The sequence below is a fragment of the SAR202 cluster bacterium genome (assembly GCA_016872285.1).
Classification (GTDB): Bacteria; Chloroflexota; Dehalococcoidia; order Lucifugimonadales.
Genome location: VGZZ01000058.1, coordinates 1 through 14,402, shown reverse-complemented (window position 1 = coordinate 14,402; position 14,402 = coordinate 1). Strand labels below are relative to the sequence as shown.

The following is a 14,402-nucleotide window of genomic DNA, read 5'->3' as shown; positions in this document are numbered from 1 at the left end:
CCTTTACCATCCTCCCTCAGCTTTTCGCCCAAGGACACTACCATACTCCTGCGCCAAAAACTCAGCCGCGTCTTCCACGGCTGGTGGATCGTCGTCATCGCCTTCCTGGTCAACGCCCTCACCACCGGCGTCTACTACCAGGGCATGTCCATCTTCCTCCTCCCCATCCAGCGTGACCTTGAAATCAGCCGCGCCGCCGCCTCCCTTCCCATCACCGTCGCCCGGCTCCTCGGCGGTCTCCAGGGCCCCGCCTTCGGCTTCCTCATCGACAAACACGGCCCCGCTCGAGTCCTCTTCGCTGCCGCCTTTCTTTGCGGCCTCGGCTTCATCCTCCTGGGCTTCGTGGACAGCTATTTTCTCTACTTCCTGGTCTTCGTCTTCGTTATCAGCATGGGCTTCCAGTCCGGCATCGACTCCCCCACCATGACGGCCATTGGACGCTGGTTCGTCAAAAAACGCACCTCCGCCCTGACCTGGTCCGGCGTCGGCTACCCCTTCGGCGGCGCCGTCATCGTCCCCCTACTGGCCCTGGGCGTCGGCACCTTCGACTGGCGCATCACTTCCATAGCCCTCGGCGGCATCATCTGGGCCCTGGTCCTCCCCCTTGCCCTCCGAGTCAAAGACTCCCCGGAAAGCATGGGCCTCGAGCCCGACGGCGTCCTCCAATCTTCCTCCGACGGCGCGCCCAGGGCTCCTGCCTACTCCCAGTACGACTTCAGCGTCCGCGAGGCCATGTCCACCCGCGCCTACTGGCAGCTGGCGATTAATCTTGGCCTTCGCTCCATGGTCTGGGGCGCCATCGGCGTCCATCTCGTCGGCATCTGGGCCGACAAAGGCCTATCTGAGTCCACCGCCGGCGTCCTGGTGGGCCTTACCGCCCTCATGGGCATGCCCATGACCCTGGTCTTCGGCTGGCTCGCCGTTCGATGGACCAAACGCAAGGCCCTAGTCCTCGCCGACGTTATGCTGGCCTCCGGTTTCCTTTTCCTTCTCCTCATCGGCCAGGCCCACATCTGGCAAATGGTAATCGTATCCATATTCTGGTCGCCCAACCAGGGCGTCTGGTCTCTAAGCTGGGCGTTGCTGGCCGACGTCTTTGGCCGCAAGAACTTCGGCACCCTGCGAGGGGGCATCATCGCCATCTGGAGCTTCATGAGCTTCTCCACGCCCTTCCTCGCCGGCCTCGTCTTCGACGAAACCGGCAGCTACACCATCGTCATTGCCGCCGCCCTGCTCCTCGGCCTCATCAACTTGGCCCTAGACTGGACCCAACCCAGCGAAGTACTCCATCAAACCCAGCGCCAGCCCGTAACCCTCTAGCAATTACCACTCTCAGTCGTTCTTAAAAGAGGCTATGCCATCGCCGTTAAAACAGACGTTACTCTGCGGCCGGCTTCCTTCTGGTCCTCTCCCCCCTTGAGGGGGAGAGTTAGAGAGAGGGGTCGGGGTGGAAGGGTTGGGACTCCATGCTCATCAATGTCGGTGCTATGTAGGTGCGAAAATGTCGTCTTATCCTTTCCCCTTCCCACCCCCTACAACGGCAACCCCACCGCCATCCCCGACTGCGCGCTACGAGTCACCGCCTCCGTGAACTCCATATACCTCACGCCGTCCTCAAAACTCGTGTGCGTCACCTTCTCCACGCCCCGAACCGCGTTCACAAACTCCTCCTCCACCCTCCACTTCCCCTGCTTAGACGGCGATATCGGGTAGTCCTTCAACTCCTTCTCCCCTCGCTTTCCCGCCCGAATAACCCCCGCCCCCATGTCCACCTGCAGCGTACCCTCGCTGCCGAACAGCCACGCCTCCGGCGCACGGGCCAGCCCCGTCACCGAGCCGAACCGCATGTGCGCCAGCGCCCCGCACGCCATCTGGCACACCGCCTCCACGTGGTCCGGTACCGTCACCGCCCTTACTACACCCTCCCCGTCCTTCCGACGGTTCACATTCACCTGCGTCATCGCCTGCACCTTCACCGCCGGCCCCACCCACCGAAGTATCGCCTCGTACCATATCCCCATGTTCAAAATGTTGTACCCGCTCAAATCGCGATTATGCCGCCAGTGCAGCGGCGCTTCTCGATTTATAAACGTGGCGTCGTTCCCCAGCAAATCAATCGCCAGTAAGTCGCCCAGCAGACCCTTCGATATGACCTCCTGTACCGTCTTGTCGTACTTCAGCGTGAACGGCGACGGCACCACCATCGACACCAGGTGCGGCTTCTCCCTCGACGCCTCCAGCATCATCCTCGCCTGCGCCGAGTCCATCGCCATCCGCGCCTCAGTCAGCACGTGCTTCCCCGCCGCCAGCGCCGCTAGCACAATCTGGCAGTGCATATACGGCCACGTCCCGATCATGATGGCCTCGCTGTCCTCCGCCGCCACCAGCTCCGTCCAGTGGTCATACACCTTCGGTATGTCGAACTCCTCCGCAATCCTATCCCCCGACTCCCTTGACCGATTTGCCACACTCACCAGCTCCACCCCCTTCAGCGCCTTGAACCCGGGGTAGTGCCGCTCCCGCGTATTCCTCCCAAACCCCACAATCCCTATCCGTACCGTCTCCTGCGCCATGCTCCCTCCTATTTCCTATCCGCTGGGGATCTGATTCCATCGCATATTGCAAACGCGTTCTGCTATAGGGCGCCGTGTAATTCTTTTCCTTCTCCCTTGATGGGAGAAGGTGCAGGTCGAAGACTCGCCGTGGCGAGATGAGGGTGAAACACTAGCTAAACGATACTGTGTCAAAGCCAACAGCCCGTCTCTTTCCCTTTTCATTCAGTAAATCTACAAAACCCTCTTCCTACACCCCCGTAAACTTCTTAAAATGCGCCGCTATCCTCCTTATCGAGTCTGACACATCCTCTGGCCGCCAGTGGTACCACCCGTGAGGCTCGCAATTGTACTGCACATACTCCGCATACTTCCCCTGGGCCTTGCACTCTCGAAAGAAACTGTCCCCCATCGCGACGCTGTACCCGTCCCTATCCCCCCAGAAAAACAGCAGCGGCGTCTTCACCTTCTCCAGGTTGTAAATAAGCGACCGCCCCTTCCAGTGCTCCGGCGCCATATCCGGCCCGCCCCGGTCTCCCGCCACCACGTCCCCCAGCACCGGCTTCCCCGCCCCCGCGCTGTACCGCCAGAAGTGGATCAAGTCCGGCGCCCCATAGAAACACACTGATGCCTTCAGCAAGTCCGGGTATCTAAAACACATCGTCAACGAGAAATACCCCCCTGTGCTTCCCCCCTGCATCACCACCTTGTCCTTATCGATAAGCCCCTGCTCCGCCAGGTGGTAGGCCGAATACGCAAAGTCGTCGATGTCCCCGCCTCCCCAGTCCCCAAAGTTTAAGAACTCATAGCGTTTGCCCAGCCCCCCACTACCCCTTACCAGAGGACAGACCACGGTGTAGCCCTTGTGCAGGTAGTACTGGATGTAAGGGTAGAACCCGTTGACGTGGATGCCTTTGGTGTTGGCCCTGGCATACACCACAAGCGGAGTCTTCTTATTTCCCGCATCCTTGGGCCGGTACAGCCAGGCGGGAACTTCCAGCCCATCCCTGCTCTTGTACTTAATCAGAGCGGGCTTGATGAACTGGAACCCAGAGAGTCCCTTGGGCATGTGGTTGGTTATCTGCTTGGGCTCTCCTCCCTCGGCACTGATGCTCCAGATGTCTGAGCATACCTCGTGGTTCATGAAGGTGAACACGATGCTCTTGGAGTCGGGCGTCCACCGTATAGACCCTCTAGCCTGATAGGCGTCTATGCCCCCATGCACCCCGTCTCGTTTAGTTAGCTGGATAGGTTTGCCGGAGCCGTCAGCCTTTATCTTCATGAGGTGGAAGTTCCAGCCCATGTTGGCCACGTAGGCTATCCACTGCCCGTCAGGGGAGTACCTGGGGTTGTACTCGTCGTACTCGCCCTGGCCTTCGGTCAGGGAAGCGGCCTTGCCGCTGGCGATGTCCACCACCCATATCTTCCTGAAGTTGCTCTTGTCAGTGGTGTAGACCAGCTTCTTGCCGTCGGGGGACCAGCGGGGGCGGTAGTCGTAGTGCTCGAAGGTGTTGGGGGTCATGTTCCTGGCTTCGCCGCCGTCGATGGGGGCTATCCACACGTCCATACGCTTGAAGTCGGCGTAGCCCGAGCGGTCCGACATGAAGGCCACGTGCTTGCCGTCGGGCGATACGAAGACGTCAGTGGAGTTGAACTCCTCGTTGGTGATGAATTTGATGGCAATCCTGCCCCTGGGTATCTCCGTGGATACGGAGGCTACCTGCATGTAGCCGTTGGGGCCGATGGTGATGAAGACGATGCGTTTGCCGTCGGGGGTCCATCTTAGGAAGGCGTGGGCGGTGCCTGGCCCCCTGCCGTAGGAGAGGTTGATGGGAGGCTCGGAGCCGTCGGCCTTGACCTTGAACATGTTGTCGCGAGCGCAGTAGGCGATCCACTGGCCATCGGGGGACCAGGAGGGACCCAGGCACTCCTCGGGATACATGGTGACGATGCGTTTTTTATTGCCCCCGTCGATGTCGCAGGTGTAGAGGTCGTAGCCGCCGGACTCGGCGGAGACGTAGGCCAGCTTCCTGCCGTCGGCGGAGAGGTCGAAGTGCTCCACCTTGGCGTTGGTCTGGGCCAGGAGGTCGATGAGGGGATCGTCGGGGAGGACCGGCTCCTCTTTGTACGTGGCCCCTCGATTAAAATGTGCGGGCATAACAATCCTCTCACCTGCAAGATTTCATCTGAGCCACCAGAATGTAGGGGCGCGGTCGCCGCGCCCTTCCTTTAATCCCTTCTCCCTGTACGCTGCAAAGCCACCGAGGGTATATATGCCGCGCACTTCAGTGCGCGGTACTCAAATCCACCATCCACTATGCCCGATTCAACGCCACCAACCAGGCCTATGCCGCACCTTTCAAGGTGCGGTACAACTCCTACCCTCCTATACCAATCTGCCCCCTAAACCCCCAACTCCCTCTCTATATACTCCACTCCATCCTTCACTATCTCCACAATCTCGTCCACCTGCGCCCGGCCCACCGTCAGCGTCGGGCACACGTACAGGAACGGCGCCGTCCGAGTCAAAAACCCGTTGTCCGCCAGCCGCTGGTTCAGCTTCGCCGACGCCCCCGGCACTGTGCTAAGCTTCTCCTTGGTCCCCTTGTCTTTCACCATCTCCAGCACGCACAACAGCCCCCGCCCTCTAATATCCCCCACCGTCGGGTGCTCCTTCAGCGGCGCCAGCCGGTCCAGCAGGTACTGCCCCATCTTGGCCGAGTTCTCCGCCAGCTTCTCCCGCTCTAGAATATCGATGTTCACCAGCCCCGCCGCCGCCGCCGCCGGGTGCCCGCTGTAGGTGTACCCGTGGCCGAAGGTCTTCTCCGCCCCGCCCACAAACGCCTCGGCGATGTGCGTCCTCGCGATGCACGCCCCCATAGGCTGGTAGCCGCTGGTGATGCCCTTCGCCACCGTCAGCATGTCCGGCACCATACCGAATTGCTCGATGGCGAACATCGTCCCCGTCCTCCCGAACCCGTTTATCACCTCGTCGGCAATGAGCAGCACCCCGTACTTGTCGCATATCTGCCGCAGCATGGGCCAGTACTCGTCTCCAGGCACCGCCACCCCCGCCGACAGCGATATCGGCTCGCCGATGACCGCCGCCACCGTCTCCGGCCCTTCCTTCAAAATTATCTCCTCGACAGCTTTGGCGCATCGAATCGCGCACTGCGACGGCGTCTCTCCCGTGGCGTACGACAGCGGCTGGGGCGCAAACCGCACGTTGGTGGGCAAAATAGGCTCGAAAAGTTGCCGCTTGACCTGCGGCGCCGAGTTTACCGCCGTCGCGCCGATGCTCACCCCGTGGTACGACGTCTGCCGCGCGATGAACTTGTGCCGCTTCGGCTGGCCAATGTTCACGAAATACTGCCTCGCCATCTTCAGCGCCGTCTCCACCGCCTCCGACCCGCCGCTGGTGAAAAACACCTTGTTCAAGTCCCCCGGCATCATCGACGCCACCTTCTTCGACAGCTTTATGGTCGGCACTGTCGTGTACGCGAAGGCGTTGGCATAGTGCAGCGTCTTCACCTGGTCATAAACCGCCTTGGCTATCTCCTCCCGGCCATACCCCACGTTCACCAGCACCAGCCCCGCAAATCCGTCGTAATACTCCTTGCCTTGAAAATCCTTAATCTTTGCGCCCTTCCCCTCCGTTATCACACGAAGCCCACCCTGCGCGGCCACATCCTTCCACTGCTGAAACGGGAACCACAGCGCGTCCAGCGCCTCCGCCCGCAGCGAATCAAACGTCTCCGTCTTCAACCATTGCTTAATTCCCTTGTACGTCATCGCCGCCTCCTCATCTAAATAAATGCAACCTCTAGCCCGCGACTTTCCATCTTGTTCCGCTCACCCTGAGCTTGTCGAAGGGCGAGGGCTGGTTTAGTTCCAGTCAAGTTTCCTTCTCTCTAATAGCGTTTAACTTATTTATCAAGCAATTGTCGTGTATCTATGGTACTCCGTGTGCTTCACAAAGTTACCAGCGCAGCCTATCAGGGTGCGGTTGGGCACACAACTTGATCAAGATAGTGGGTTCTTCCTTCCCCTACTCTTAAATCTTCGGCCTCTCCTTATGCCACGGCGTCGCCTGCTCATACGCGTACGCCGCATTCAAAATCGTCGCCTCCTCAAACGGCCTCCCGATAATCTGCAGCCCAATCGGCAGCCCCTTCGTCCCAGTCTTGGTAAACCCGCACGGCACGCTCAGCGCCGGCACGCTGCTTAGCGGCACCGTCGGCGTCTGGTCCGGCCCGTGCGTCAACAAGCGCTTCGATTCCTCCACGCTCGTCGGCATTTTGTACTTCTCAATCTTCGGCGCCGGCACCCGCATCGTCGGCGACACCAGTACGTCGTAATACGACAGCGCGTCCAGCACCTGCTGCCGCAGCATCCCACGAAGCCGCTGTATCTTGTAATAGTACTGCGCCGGCAGGCTCAGCCCCGTCAGGTACTTCACCTGCGCGTCGTAGTCGAACTCCTCCAGTCGATTGTGTACCCAGTCGTCGTACAGCGCCGGCATCTCCACGTACATGTGCGCGTAAAATATCACCCGCGCCATGGGCGACAGCGGCACCGACACCTCTTCCACCTCCGCCCCCAGCTTCTTCAGCACCGACACCGCCTCCAGCGTCGCGTTTCGCACGTCCGGGACCACCTGTTCGTCGTACGTCAGCTCGTTCACCAGCCCCACCTTCAGCCCCTTCACCTTCCCCGTCAGCGCCTTGCGATAGTCCGGCACCGGCTCCTTGGACGTGTAGGGGTCCTTGGGGTCGTACCCCGCCACCGCCTGTAGCGTCATCGCGCAGTCTTCCACCGTCCTCGACATCGGCCCCGCCTGGTCCATCGACCAGATAACGCCATACAAACGATGCCGACTCAGCCGGCCCCACGTGGGCCGAAGCCCCACCACCCCGCTCCACGACGACGGATGTCGTATCGACCCCGACGTGTCCTCCCCCAGCGACGTCGCGCACATCGACGCCGCCGTCGCCACCCCTGACCCCGAGCTGGACGAGCCCGGCTGGTAGTCCGTGTTCCACGGGTTGCGCGGTATGCCGTAGGGATACTTGAACCGTCCCCCCGACGCGAACTCGCTCATGTTCAGCTTCCCCAGCAGCACTCCCCCCGATTCCTTCAAGCGAGCGATTATCGTCGCGTCCTCGTCGGGCACAAAGTCCTTCAGCAGCGTCGATGCGTTGGTCGTGCGCACGCCTTTAGTCCACATCTGGTCCTTGACCGCAAACGGCACTCCGTGCAGCGGCCCTTTGTACTCCCCCTTGGCTATCTCCCCCTCCGCCTTCTTCGCCGTCTTCATCGCCGAGTCCGACGCCACGGTAATATATGCGGCAACCTTAGGGTTCAGCTCCTCGATACGCTCCAAATACGCCTCGGTAATCTCCACCGGCGACAGCTTCTTCGCCTTCAGAAGCTTGGACTGTTCAGCAACCGTCAGAAAAGGCAGTTCCGACCGCTTCATAACCATCCCCCCGTCGTAATGCTGCGATTGTGCGCTTCCAATAAAAACGTGTCAACCGCAATCTACACAGACACTAATCGACGCGTCCGCCGCCGCACCTCTTTTACATTACCGAGGCTAGTTTTGTCATTCTGAGCGAAGTCTGTAGTCGGACGCAGTCGAAGAATCTGTTATGACGGCGGCCTACCTTGGCATTCCATCGACGCGCCTCGCACTCTTCTCGCCCACAAGAGAGCCAACGTCAGTCGCCGCTCCCTACCTCTTCGGGTAAATCCTCTTATACACCACCCTCGAGTGGTTGCTAGTGTACGGCCTCACCCGGTGCGGCCACTCTCCGCTGTCCGCCAGCGCCCGAAACTCCTTCGACATCGGCGCCTTCGGGTCCGCGATTTCATATATCGCCGCGTATCGAGGCACACTCGGCTCCTCCGTCCTGAACCGCGCCGCGCTTACCATCCCCGGCGCCTTCATCACCGCCGGCACATGCTCCTCATCGTAAATCCGATTGAACTCCTCCTCATGCTCCGGCAACACGTTCATGCTCACAATCCATATATAACTAGCATTGGTTAGCATTTTCCATCTCCTCACTTAAATTCTCCGTTAAGTCAACCCTTGTAACCCGGGCTTCTGCGGTCTGAGCTTTTGCTCTCTCCCTTCTCAAGATGCGTGATCACATTCATGACTCGGCTTACGAAAAACCACGAGCAATTTCAATTGGTGGGGTGTCTCCCATCTGGTCCTCCCTCTTCTCCTATTGCAAAGGAGAAGAGGGAGCTAGAGGGTAATGAGGTGATCCTAATTTCTCTTCCCCTTCCAGCAGGAAGGGGATAAGGGGATGGTATCCCGCATATGATCAGGAGCGTATTGCGCATAATACACCTCGAGGGCAGAGCTAGGGTGGTTGTCTGCGTTAGACAGAGTCAAGGCTATTCATTACCCCCTACCCATCCAGCGTCGGCTTCGACCCCGGCTCCGCCTGTATCCCCAGCGCATTGCTCGTCAGCCCCACCGTCACGTAATACCCGATAAGCATCGACAGGTCGATTAACCCCTGCACCCCCACATACCCCTTCACCTCCTCGAACAACCCATCCTCCACGTCATGCTTCGTCAGCAGCGACTGGGCGAACCGCACCACCGCCTTCTGCGCCCCCGTCGCCGACTCCGGTATCGTCCGACGCCTCTGTATCGCCGATATCACCTCCTCCTTCACCCCCTCCCGCTTCGCCGCCGGCGCGTGGGCCGTCCACACAAAATGCGCGTCCATATGCCGCGCCGTCACGATAATCGCTGTCTCCCTCAAGTCCTGCGGCAGCGGCCCCTGGAACCTTAAATACGCCCCCAGGTCCGCCAGCCGCTCCATCAGCACGCCGCTATAGGCGAAAGCCTTGAAATTAGTCGCCATCTTACCCCGACTGGCAAGATAACTGTCCCACGCGGCCTGCCCTTCCTTCGACAAGTCCTTGCGCTCAGGTATCTGTATTCGTGGCATAGCGCTCCTTTCAACAACCAGCGTTCACGTCGGCGCCATGCTACCACACGCCCTACCCTCCCGCTATAAACCTCCCCCTCTCCGCTTCCACGGGCCACACCACCCGCCTCTCCCCACCTTCCCACCGCACCACCACCATCCCATGCCCCACCTGCCTCCCCACATCATCCACCCTGAACCGACCATAAAACGTCGTGCAGTCCAGCGTCAGTGCCACTTCCCACAAGGCCTCATCATCAAGCGTCTCCGCCAACTCCACACACCTCTCCGCGATAAGTCCCATCGCGCACGCCTGTGCCCCCGGGTACTCCGCCCCTTTCAACCCCAACTCCTCCGCCCTAGGCCCCACGTCCGGCGTGTACGAGCCCTTATCCTCCCACTGGCTCGGCGCCACAAACCGGCCCGCCTCCTTCCCCAGCGCCTCTTTAAACGCCGCCGTTGATGCTCCCACCATCCCAACCACCTTAGCTGTCACCCCCTCCTCCATCATCAGCCTCGCCAGCCGCACGTCGTCCTCCAGCCGCCCCACCGACAAGATTATGTCAGCCTCAACCTTCCGCAGCCCCTTCACCACATGCTCCAAATCTCCCACCAGCGGCTGGTACGTAGCCTCGTACCCCACCTCCAACCCCAACCTCCCCACATGCGCCTTCGCCCCCTCCAGCAGCGACTTGGCAAACGGACCCTTAGATGAACTAACAATGGCAACCCGCTTCGCCTCCGGAACCCGCGCCCGCGCCATGTCCAGCACCCCGTGAAAATATCGGCTCGCCGGCGTCAGCACGCTCACCACCATCGGCCCAAACGCCTCGTCCGACGCCCCACCGTGGTTCCAAACCACCCGGCCCCTCTCTCTCGCCGCCGATATCGCTTCCAGCGTCAGCGCGCTGGAATACGGCCCAAAAGCAGGTCGACTTTGTCCTTTTCGATTAGTTTGAGGACAGCTTCGCGAACGCCAGCCTTGCGGCCTCCATCATCGTAATGCACAAGCCTCACAGGCCGCCGCGGCCTCCCCGCCTCCACAGAAACGCCGCCCCGCCCGTTGGCCCACTCTACCCACTTTCGCACCCCCGCCAGCGCCTGCCGGCCCATAGGCGCAAATGCCCCCGTCAAGGACACCGGCATCCCCACCTTCAGCTCGGCGCGCGACAATATCTCCTACCCCTTCTCCGCCTTCTCCCTCAGCCTCTGCAGCACTGGCACCTCCCCAATCTTTTCCTCCGGCAGCATCTCCCAGTAAATCCCCTTCGGCCTCGGCAGCCCGCCGGGGCACTCAATAACCTCCTCAGGCGTCACAATGTAGTCCAGCGTAATATCGTGCGCCAGCAGCGGTATCTCCTCTCGCACCACCTGTATCGAATGCGCCGTGGTCAGTATGGGCGTCCTCGGCCCCGCCTTCTCGCTCTGCACCGCCAGCGCGTACTCCAGGTCCGAAAATCCCCCACCCTTTCCCAGCCTCGCCCCCTGTCGGTTCACCGCCACCGACCCGCACACAATCAGGTCGATGTCCCGCATCTCCTCCACCGTCACCTTCCTCCCCACCGAAAACGCTCCCCGTATGCTTGACGCGAAGTCCAGCGACCCTCTCACCTTCGACGGGTCGATCTCCAGGAAACACCTCTCCTCCCGCAGGCGTGGTATCGCCATGTAGATCAGCTTCCCTTCCTCCAGCGCCCGAAGCCGAAGGTAGCGTTGCGGCGAGTCCGGGTTGCACTTCAACACCCTGGAAGACTTCCACGCCGGCAGCGTCCTCGCCAGCTCCGCCGCCACGTTCGCCCCTTTGAAATTCGGTATCCGGCCCTGCGCCCCGGGAAACCGCGTCACCCCGGAAGACTCCAGCGCCCTCCATACCTCCTCCCGTATCTCCTGCTTGCTCCTCACCATGCTCACCTCCTACCAAATAATACAACTTGCCGCGTTCCCTATGCTTAAGATTATTCAAAAGCAGGCGTAAAGCCCCTCCCTCCTTTGCCTGATGCACGTTAAAGAAAGTGCCGGGCCTTCTTTTTCTTCTCTGATGGGCTGGTTTATGGGAAGCTACGAGCCATTTAAGCAGGTGGGGGTTTTGGGGGCTGGTCTGGTTCTCCCCCTTCGGCCTGGAAAGCGAAGGGGGAGTTAGACGCCGTCCTGAGCCTGTCCGAAGGAGGGGGTTGTGGTATTTCTTTTTTCTTTCCCTCTTCTCTCCCGTAGTCGGGAGAAGAGGGCTGCAAGCTCGCCGTGGCGAGACTAAGGGGGATGAGGGCGACCCGCTTATGACCAGGGAATGTATTGTGCGTCACACGTCGCAGAAAGAAGGAGTTTAAACAATCCACCGGCAACCCCAATTAGCCTATCCCCCACAGTACGCCCTGCCATGGTATCCTGACGGCGACGGGCCTGCGTATTGGGGAATCACCACCAAAAAAGGAGGAACAACTGTGCCAAGCTTCACTAAAGGCAACATCCGCATCCAGTACCACGAGGAAGGAGCCGGCTTCCCGCTGCTGGCTATCCCTGGCGGGGGGTTGAATTCCCTGATCAGCAACTGGCCAAACCAGGTCTTTAACGCTATGGAGCTGTTCAAAAACGATTTCCGCTGCGTTACCATGGACCAGCGCAACGCCATTGGCGGCAAGTCCAGCGGGCCGGTCGCCGTTAACGACCCCTGGGGAGCCTTCGCTGACGACCAGCTGGCGGTGATGGACCACCTTGGCATACAGAAGTTCCTGTTCATCGGCTATTGCATTGGTGGCCCCTTCGCGCTCAAGCTCATCGAGCGGGCACCCGACCGTGTCGTCGCCGCGGTCCTCTGCCAGCCGGTTGGACACCACCCTCAACACCCCGACGCCATGTACAACTCTGGCCGCGATACCTGGGCGCCGAAGCTGTGCGCCCAGCGGCCTGACGTTAACATGGAAACCTGCGAAAAGTACCTGCACAACCTCTATCGAGTGCAACCAGACTTCGCCTACAGCGTCTCGCGGGATTTCGCTCGTTCCTGCCAAACGCCTCTGTTAATCATGCCCGACAATACCCCGACCCACCCCTACGAGCCCGCCATGGACTTGGTAGCCTTGGCGCCCAAGGCCCAGGTAACTGCATATCCATGGAAGGAACAAAAGGACGTCTTCGACAGGACTATAAAACAGGTGCGCGACTTCCTCCTAACGCACCAACGGGTCGCAACACTCCGCTGAACTAGGAGGGGGTAGTTTCGCACAAAAAGTCCCATCTCCTATCGGATTCTCACGGAGAGTGGGGCTGGGAGTCTGGTTCTCCCCCTTCGGCCTGAAAGGCGAAGGGGGAGTTAGAGGGGGTTGTGGTGTTTCTTTTTTCTTTCCCTCTTCTCCTATCTGAGAAGAGGGACTAAGGGTGATGAGGTCCCCTCGATTAAAACCAACGCCGGCTTCCATAAAGCTAGTTGACACCTCAACAACCCCCTAATACCATTCTCCCAACATCCCAGGAGGAACCCCGTGCCCCAGGACAAGAAACTCAAAATCGAAATCGAATACTGCCACCATTGAGGCCACGCCCTCCGCGCCGCCTGGATGGCCGGCGAAGCCCTCTCCCGCCGTGGCGACCACATCGAAATCTTCCGCCTTATCCCCAGCGTCCACGGCAAGTTCGACATACGCATCAACGATGACCTGGTCGGCGAACACAAACACCTCCCCAACGCCCACCTCTTCCCTGACCTCCAGGACCTAATCAAAGCCATCGACCAGCGCATCAAACCCGCCTCCGCCGAACACAAACACTAGTGCAACGATTTGTCATTCTGGTGAGCCTTTAGCCCTGAGCGTAGTCGAAGAATCTGTTATGACCGCAACCTGGGCCTCACATTACCAATACCTGGTCTGCCACTGATGTAGGGGCGAGGTCGCCGCGCCCTTCCCTCTACATTCCCAGACAAAATAATGGGCCTGCCCTCAGTTATACTCAGGACAGGCTCCTCCTCCCACCTTTAGAACCCCTCTCCCCTAGGTGGGGGCCCGAGCGTAGCGAGTCCTGAGCCTGGCCGAAGGATTTCCTCCCCCACACCGACGCGCTGAACCAAAACCTCCCCGCCTCCCCATCCGGCTCCCCCTCAGACCGCACCTCCTCAAACCTCGCCGACCTCACCTTCCCCAAATACTCCCCCAGCGTCACTGACCCCGACACGCACCCCGCATAGAGCGCCAGGTCGCGGTACTCCGCCTCGCTCGCCGGTCGACTCAGCACAATGTCCGACACCATCAGCCGTCCCCCCGGCTTCAGCACCCGGTACGCCTCCCTGAACACCGCATCCTTGTCCGGCGCCAGGTTTATCACGCAGTTCGATATAATCACATCCACGCTCTCGTCCTCCACCGGCAGCGCCTCTATGTCCCCCAGCCGAAACTCCACGTTCCCCAGCTTCAGCCGCTTCCCGTTCTTCCTCGCCCGCTCCACCATCTCCAACGTCATGTCCACCCCGATAACCCGGCCCGTCGGCCCCACTCCGCCTACGGCGGACGCCGCCATGAAGCAGTCCAGCCCGGCGCCGCTCCCCAGGTCCAGCACCACCTCCCCCGGCTTCAGCGACGCCAGCGCTATCGGATTCCCGCACCCAAAGCTCGGCGCCTCCTTCCCCAGCAGCCCCACCACCTGCGCCCCGTACCCCTCCCCCGACGAACACCCACACCCGCAGCCGCACCCGTCGCCCCCCGCCAAAAACCCCGCGTACGCCTTCGACACCTCTTTCTTAATCTCCTTCGATGTAGTCACAGCAAGCCGCCTTTCTGTTTTGTCATTCCGAGCGAAGCCTCGTCGGACTTCGCACTGACGCGCCCCCTTTATTCACTTACGACAGTGTCTGTTCCCCCCTAACAGCACTCCCCCGACTCCACGTCGCAGCACGCCCCCGCCGACTCCA

General features: G+C 60.4%; 13 protein-coding genes. 3 read left to right on the top strand and 10 right to left on the bottom strand.

Annotated features, from left to right (window positions below; all coding sequences use genetic code 11):
• On the top strand, positions 1-1,320 hold a 1,320-nt coding region (locus tag FJ320_11810; protein ID MBM3926639.1), incomplete at its 5' end, for an MFS transporter.
• A 212-nt stretch (positions 1,321-1,532) separates the two neighbouring features.
• Here the strand turns inward: FJ320_11810 and FJ320_11805 are convergent.
• From FJ320_11805 to FJ320_11765, 9 genes are all read right to left on the bottom strand, one after another.
• Positions 1,533-2,573 (bottom strand): Gfo/Idh/MocA family oxidoreductase, encoded by a 1,041-nt coding sequence (locus FJ320_11805; GenBank protein ID MBM3926638.1) that lies wholly within the window; start codon positions 2,571-2,573, stop codon positions 1,533-1,535.
• A 229-nt stretch (positions 2,574-2,802) separates the two neighbouring features.
• A complete protein-coding gene (locus FJ320_11800) occupies positions 2,803-4,710 on the bottom strand; it encodes a S9 family peptidase (GenBank protein MBM3926637.1) in 1,908 nt (635 codons plus the stop codon).
• Between the two features lie 245 nt (positions 4,711-4,955).
• Positions 4,956-6,344: an aspartate aminotransferase family protein gene (locus tag FJ320_11795; protein ID MBM3926636.1), complete on the bottom strand. Its 1,389-nt coding sequence runs from the start codon at positions 6,342-6,344 to the stop codon at positions 4,956-4,958.
• A gap of 262 nt (positions 6,345-6,606) precedes the next feature.
• Complete coding sequence (locus FJ320_11790) at positions 6,607-8,037, bottom strand: amidase (GenBank protein ID MBM3926635.1); 1,431 nt, start codon at positions 8,035-8,037, stop codon at positions 6,607-6,609.
• 249 nt (positions 8,038-8,286) lie between these two features.
• Positions 8,287-8,607, bottom strand: a complete 321-nt coding sequence (locus FJ320_11785) for a hypothetical protein (protein ID MBM3926634.1) — start codon at positions 8,605-8,607, stop codon at positions 8,287-8,289.
• Positions 8,608-8,974: 367 nt separating this feature from the next.
• The gene (locus FJ320_11780; GenBank protein MBM3926633.1) at positions 8,975-9,526 is read right to left on the bottom strand and encodes a hypothetical protein; all 552 of its coding nucleotides are present in this window, start codon (positions 9,524-9,526) and stop codon (positions 8,975-8,977) included.
• Between the two features lie 52 nt (positions 9,527-9,578).
• Positions 9,579-10,409 carry a hypothetical protein gene (locus tag FJ320_11775; GenBank protein ID MBM3926632.1) on the bottom strand — a complete coding sequence of 277 codons (831 nt, stop codon included), beginning with the start codon at positions 10,407-10,409 and terminating at the stop codon, positions 9,579-9,581.
• Positions 10,406-10,678, bottom strand: a complete 273-nt coding sequence (locus tag FJ320_11770; protein ID MBM3926631.1) for a hypothetical protein — start codon at positions 10,676-10,678, stop codon at positions 10,406-10,408. The genes FJ320_11775 and FJ320_11770 overlap by 4 nt, the downstream gene beginning before the upstream one ends.
• A gap of 6 nt (positions 10,679-10,684) precedes the next feature.
• Entirely contained in the window at positions 10,685-11,410 is a 726-nt protein-coding gene (locus FJ320_11765; GenBank protein MBM3926630.1) for a 5-formyltetrahydrofolate cyclo-ligase, read from the bottom strand.
• 422 nt (positions 11,411-11,832) lie between these two features.
• Here FJ320_11765 and FJ320_11760 point away from each other — a divergent pair, with 422 nt between their 5' ends.
• Both FJ320_11760 and FJ320_11755 read left to right on the top strand, forming a co-directional pair.
• Positions 11,833-12,702, top strand: coding sequence for an alpha/beta hydrolase (locus FJ320_11760; protein ID MBM3926629.1), 870 nt, complete (start codon positions 11,833-11,835; stop codon positions 12,700-12,702).
• Positions 12,703-13,056: 354 nt separating this feature from the next.
• A complete protein-coding gene (locus FJ320_11755) occupies positions 13,057-13,269 on the top strand; it encodes a hypothetical protein (protein MBM3926628.1) in 213 nt (70 codons plus the stop codon).
• A 178-nt stretch (positions 13,270-13,447) separates the two neighbouring features.
• Here FJ320_11755 and FJ320_11750 read toward each other — a convergent pair whose 3' ends face one another.
• Positions 13,448-14,254: a methyltransferase domain-containing protein gene (locus FJ320_11750; GenBank protein MBM3926627.1), complete on the bottom strand. Its 807-nt coding sequence runs from the start codon at positions 14,252-14,254 to the stop codon at positions 13,448-13,450.
• Positions 14,255-14,402 lie beyond the last annotated feature (148 nt).

Bases quoted from the DNA above. Each gene is read 5' to 3' on its own strand.
- FJ320_11755 (MBM3926628.1), top strand. From the start codon at position 13,057: ATGGCCGGCGAAGCCCTCTCCCGCCGTGGCGACCACATCGAAATCTTC.
- FJ320_11790 (MBM3926635.1), bottom strand. From the start codon at position 8,037: ATGGTTATGAAGCGGTCGGAACTGCCTTTTCTGACGGTTGCTGAACAG.
- FJ320_11785 (MBM3926634.1), bottom strand. From the start codon at position 8,607: ATGCTAACCAATGCTAGTTATATATGGATTGTGAGCATGAACGTGTTG.
- FJ320_11795 (MBM3926636.1), bottom strand. From the start codon at position 6,344: ATGACGTACAAGGGAATTAAGCAATGGTTGAAGACGGAGACGTTTGAT.
- FJ320_11805 (MBM3926638.1), bottom strand. From the start codon at position 2,573: ATGGCGCAGGAGACGGTACGGATAGGGATTGTGGGGTTTGGGAGGAAT.
- FJ320_11800 (MBM3926637.1), bottom strand. From the start codon at position 4,710: ATGCCCGCACATTTTAATCGAGGGGCCACGTACAAAGAGGAGCCGGTC.
- FJ320_11765 (MBM3926630.1), bottom strand. From the start codon at position 11,410: ATGGTGAGGAGCAAGCAGGAGATACGGGAGGAGGTATGGAGGGCGCTG.
- FJ320_11780 (MBM3926633.1), bottom strand. From the start codon at position 9,526: ATGCCACGAATACAGATACCTGAGCGCAAGGACTTGTCGAAGGAAGGG.